We start from the raw sequence: 5658 nt of genomic DNA on the forward strand, positions 1-5658 counted from the left end.
GGTATAAAAAAAGCCCCTTACATTACTGTAAGGGGCTTTCGAAAAAGGCGGCTACCTACTCTCCCACTTGGTATAGCAGTACCATCGGCGCAAACGGTCTTAACTTCCCTGTTCGGAATGGTAAGGGGTGGGCCCCGTCGCCATGGCCACCTAAGTTTTGGATCGGACATTGCCGACCGCGGCCTTCGCCGCAATATCGTTGACATGAATGGAACAGGATTCCTATAAAGGAAAGAAACATGTATATCGTCAAATATGTTTCAGAATCGAAAGAAAGAAGTAAAGATCGTCGTGCGCCCCTCCACAAGGAAGGGACGTACGTATGCGCAAGCCTGACGGGCAATTAGTACTACTCGGCTACGGACATTACTGCCCTTCCACCTATAGCCTATCAACGTGGTCATCTCCCACGGCCCTTTAAAGAAATCTCATCTTGTGGCCGGTTTCGCGCTTATATGCTTTCAGCGCTTATCCGATCCCGACATAGCTACCCAGCGATGCTCCTGGCGGAACAACTGGCGCACCAGCGGTCGGTCCAACTCGGTCCTCTCGTACTAGAGTCAGATCCACTCAAATTTCTAACGCCCGCAGTAGATAGAGACCGAACTGTCTCACGACGTTCTGAACCCAGCTCGCGTGCCACTTTAATGGGCGAACAGCCCAACCCTTGGGACCTTCTCCAGCCCCAGGATGTGACGAGCCGACATCGAGGTGCCAAACCCCCCCGTCGATATGAGCTCTTGGGGGAGATCAGCCTGTTATCCCCGGCGTACCTTTTATCCTTTGAGCGATGGCCCTTCCATGCGGAACCACCGGATCACTATGCTCTTGTTTCCAACCTGATCGACCTGTATGTCTCTCAGTCAAGCGCCCTTGTGCCATTGCACTCTACACACGATTGCCAACCGTATTGAGGGCACCTTTAGAAGCCTCCGTTACTCTTTTGGAGGCGACCACCCCAGTCAAACTACCCACCACGCACTGTTCTCTCAGAAGAGAGTTAGGCCCCGGACAAGCAAAGGCTGGTATTTCAACAATGACTCCACCACACCTGGCGATGCAGCTTCAAAGTCTCCCAGCTATCCTACACATTGCTTGACCAAGGTCAATACGAAGCTATAGTAAAGGTGCACGGGGTCTTTTCGTCCCACTGCGGGTAACCGGCATCTTCACCGATACTACAATTTCACCGAGCTCATGGCCGAGACAGTGTCCAGATCGTTGCACCATTCGTGCAGGTCGGAACTTACCCGACAAGGAATTTCGCTACCTTAGGACCGTTATAGTTACGGCCGCCGTTTACTGGGGCTTCAATTCAATGCTTCTCCCCGAAGGAATGACATCTCCTCTTAACCTTCCAGCACCGGGCAGGTGTCAGGCCCTATACGTCATCTTTCGATTTTGCAGAGCCCTGTGTTTTTGATAAACAGTCGCCTGGACCTCTTCACTGCGGCCCCCCATAAGGGGGCGACCCTTCTCCCGAAGTTACGGGTCTATTTTGCCTAGTTCCTTAGCCATGAATCTCTCGAGCGCCTTAGAATACTCATCCCAACCACCTGTGTCGGTTTACGGTACGGGCTGCTTCACTCGCTTTTCTTGGAAGTCGATATGCTGGATTATCACCTTGGCCGTGGCCTCGGTGTACTATCGGGGCGTTACCGCTCCCTTCAACGTACAATTCCGTCTGTACGCACCAACTTCTCGCCTCCGTCACTTTTAGCGTGAGCAGGTACAGAAATATTAATCTGTTGTCCATCCACTATCCCCTTCGGGTTCGCGTTAGGTCCCGACTGACCCCCAGCTGATTAGCATAGCTGGGGAAACCTTGGTCTTTCGGCGTGCGGGTTTCTCGCCCGCATTATCGTTACTTATGCCTACATTTTCGTTTGTAACCGCTCCAGCATCCCTCGCAGGTACGCCTTCGACGCAGTTACAATGCTCCCCTACCCCTTGTATAAATACAAAGTCACGGCTTCGGTGATATGCTTATGCCCGATTATTATCCATGCGGAACCGCTCGACCAGTGAGCTGTTACGCACTCTTTAAATGAATGGCTGCTTCCAAGCCAACATCCTGGCTGTCAATGCAGTTCCACCGCGTTATATCAACTTAGCATATACTTTGGGACCTTAGCCGGTGATCTGGGTTCTTTCCCTCTCGGACATGGACCTTAGCACCCATGCCCTCACTGCGCAGAAACATTTTATAGCATTCGGAGTTTGTCAGGAATTGGTAGGCGGTGAAGCCCCCGCATCCAATCAGTAGCTCTACCTCTATAAAACTATCTACACGCTGCACCTAAATGCATTTCGGGGAGTACGAGCTATTTCCGAGCTTGATTGGCCTTTCACCCCTACCCACAGGTCATCCCAAGACTTTTCAACGTCAACGGGTTCGGTCCTCCACTATGTGTTACCACAGCTTCAACCTGCCCATGGGTAGATCGCACGGTTTCGCGTCTACTACTACTGACTATGGCGCCCTATTAAGACTCGCTTTCGCTACGGCTCCGTTCCTGAAGAACTTAACCTTGCCAGTAAAAGTAACTCGTAGGCTCATTATGCAAAAGGCACGCCGTCACCCATATGGGCTCCGACCGCTTGTAAGCGTATGGTTTCAGGATCTATTTCACTCCGTTATTCACGGTTCTTTTCACCTTTCCCTCACGGTACTGGTTCACTATCGGTCTCTCAGGAGTATTTAGTCTTGGCGGATGGTCCCGCCGGATTCATACAGGGTTTCACGTGCCCCGCACTACTCAGGATACCACTATCTAAATGCTCTTTGCCTATACGGGACTATCACCCTCTATGGCCGCTATTTCCAAAGCGTTCTAGTTCATTACATCTCGAATGTCGTGGTCCTACAACCCCGCACATGCCGGAACATGTACGGTTTGGACTAATCCGATTTCGCTCGCCGCTACTATCGGAATCACTTTTGTTTTCTCCTCCTCCGGGTACTTAGATGTTTCAGTTCCCCGGGTTTGCCTCCTTGCGGATGTTATACCTTCAATATAACGGGTTGCCCCATTCGGATACCTGCGGATCATATCGTGTGTGCCGATCCCCGCAGCTTTTCGCAGCTTATCACGTCCTTCTTCGCCTCTGAGAGCCTAGGCATTCCCCATACGCCCTTTTCCAGCTTGTCGCCAGATCTTTAATCTATTCTATTCTTAATTCGTACTCTTTACTTAATAAAGATTCGTGTTTCTTTCTTTTTTAGTCGATAAAACATTAAAAATGTCTTACCTCCTGTTCCAATATGTCAATGAACGATCGCGAGTCGCGATAGACAATTAAATCATCTACGCCAATCACCGCAAGCACTGAAGATCTTATTTCATATCTACAGGCATTGCCTGGTGGAGAATATCGGAGTCGAACCGATGACCTCCTGCGTGCAAGGCAGGCGCTCTAGCCAGCTGAGCTAATCCCCCAATTCCATAAGTCGGCTGTTGCCAGTTTACAGTTGACAGGTAGCACAACTTCTAAAATTTCCTTCAATATTTCAATATATGAACGTAATGCCCGATAGGCACCCTTTCTTGTTTGTAGTCCCAGGCAGACTCGAACTGCCGACCTCTACATTATCAGTGTAGCGCTCTAACCAGCTGAGCTATGGGACTGTCCCTACTCTTCCTCTTCAGTATAAATACCTTCCCGGAAAAGCAATTACTTATATATCATGATTATGGAGATCTTTATTCTTATTCGAACACTTTATCTTAAAAACAATCGTATTAAACCAAAAGACCGGGACCGTTTTCCGATTCTTCGTTTCGCCAGGGACCGTCCTTAAAAGGACAATCTCTAGAAAGGAGGTGTTCCAGCCGCACCTTCCGGTACGGCTACCTTGTTACGACTTAGCCCTAGTTACCGATCTTGCCCTAGGCCGCTCCTTACGGTGACGGACTTCAGGCACTCCCGGCTTCCATGGCTTGACGGGCGGTGTGTACAAGGCCCGGGAACGTATTCACCGGATCATGGCTGATATCCGATTACTAGCGATTCCAGCTTCACGGGGTCGAGTTGCAGACCCCGATCCGAACTGTGACAGGTTTTATAGATTCGCTCCGCCTTGCGACGTGGCTGCTCTCTGTACCTGCCATTGTAGCACGTGTGTGGCCCAGGACGTAAGGGCCGTGATGATTTGACGTCATCCCCACCTTCCTCACGGTTTGCACCGGCAGTCCCGTTAGAGTCCCCATCATGACATGCTGGCAACTAACGGTAGGGGTTGCGCTCGTTATAGGACTTAACCTGACACCTCACGGCACGAGCTGACGACAACCATGCAGCACCTTGCAAATTGCCCGAAGGAAAAGTCATCTCTGACCCTGTCAATATGCATTTAAGCCCTGGTAAGGTTCCTCGCGTATCATCGAATTAAACCACATGCTCCACCGCTTGTGCGGGCCCCCGTCAATTCCTTTGAGTTTCATTCTTGCGAACGTACTCCCCAGGTGGGATACTTATCACTTTCGCTTGGCCGCCCAGAACTCAAGGCCCCGGACAGCTAGTATCCATCGTTTACGGCGTGGACTACCAGGGTATCTAATCCTGTTCGCTCCCCACGCTTTCGTCCATCAGCGTCAGTATATAGTTAGTCACCTGCCTTCGCAATCGGTGTTCTATGTAATATCTATGCATTTCACCGCTACACTACATATTCCGGCAACTTCACTATAACTCAAGACCGACAGTATCAAAGGCAGTTCTACCGTTGAGCGGCAGACTTTCACCCCTGACTTATCGGCCCGCCTACGGACCCTTTAAACCCAATAATTCCGGATAACGCTCGGACCCTCCGTATTACCGCGGCTGCTGGCACGGAGTTAGCCGGTCCTTATTCTTACGGTACCGTCAGTAAGCTACACGTAGCTCTTTTTCTTCCCGTATAAAAGCAGTTTACTACCCATAGGGCATTCTTCCTGCACGCGGCATGGCTGGATCAGAGTCTCCTCCATTGTCCAATATTCCTCACTGCTGCCTCCCGTAGGAGTCTGGTCCGTGTCTCAGTACCAGTGTGGGGGATCCCCCTCTCAGGGCCCCTACCCATCGTAGCCTTGGTAAGCCGTTACCTTACCAACAAGCTAATGGGACGCATGGCCATCTTGTACCGCCCGAAGGCTTTAACCGTATAACGATGCCGAAATACGGTACTACGGGGCATTAATCCAAGTTTCCCTGGGCTATTCCCCTGTACAAGGCAGGTTCCATACGCGGTGCGCACCCGTGCGCCGGTCGCCGGCGGAAAAGCAAGCTTTTCCCCGCTGCCCCTCGACTTGCATGTGTTAGGCCTGCCGCTAGCGTTCATCCTGAGCCAGGATCAAACTCTTCATCGTTGTTTTGTAAATATTCGTCCCAACGAAACCAAATCCATCCCGGCCCCGACTCTCGATTCAATATATCGATATATGCACTAGGCATATTCAATCTTATGTTTCTTAATTCGTGTTCCTCTCATCCAGGTCCTCACCTGAACTCGATTCTTAAATCTCCACAATATTTCAATGAACTTTTATCCACTCCGCCCTTGGATCTTGCGACCTTCCCGGCTTCGTTTCCCTTAGGTGTCTCCCTAAGCGGCTGCAAATATACAACTGTTTTTTAACCTGGCAACTTATTTCGAAAAAAAATATTCTTTCTTTTTTT

The 5658-nt window shown here is 50.4% G+C and carries 2 tRNA genes and 3 rRNA genes; all 5 read right to left on the reverse strand.

Annotation, left to right across the window (positions count from 1 at the left end):
* Positions 1-42 precede the first annotated feature (42 nt).
* Positions 43-154: ribosomal RNA gene (gene rrf, locus VBZ51_RS18910) — 5S ribosomal RNA — on the reverse strand.
* A 168-nt stretch (positions 155-322) separates the two neighbouring features.
* A 23S ribosomal RNA gene (locus VBZ51_RS18915) occupies positions 323-3153 on the reverse strand.
* Positions 3154-3363: 210 nt separating this feature from the next.
* Positions 3364-3440, reverse strand: a tRNA-Ala gene (locus VBZ51_RS18920).
* A gap of 115 nt (positions 3441-3555) precedes the next feature.
* Positions 3556-3629: transfer RNA gene (locus VBZ51_RS18925), tRNA-Ile, on the reverse strand.
* 188 nt (positions 3630-3817) lie between these two features.
* Positions 3818-5348 (reverse strand): 16S ribosomal RNA (locus VBZ51_RS18930).
* Together the 16S, 23S and 5S rRNA genes with 2 tRNA genes alongside form the textbook arrangement of a ribosomal RNA operon.
* Positions 5349-5658: the final 310 nt, after the last annotated feature.

Source organism: Maribacter sp. HS (assembly GCF_048059195.1).
In the GTDB taxonomy this organism is placed as follows: domain Bacteria; phylum Bacteroidota; class Bacteroidia; order Flavobacteriales; family Flavobacteriaceae; genus Maribacter; species Maribacter dokdonensis.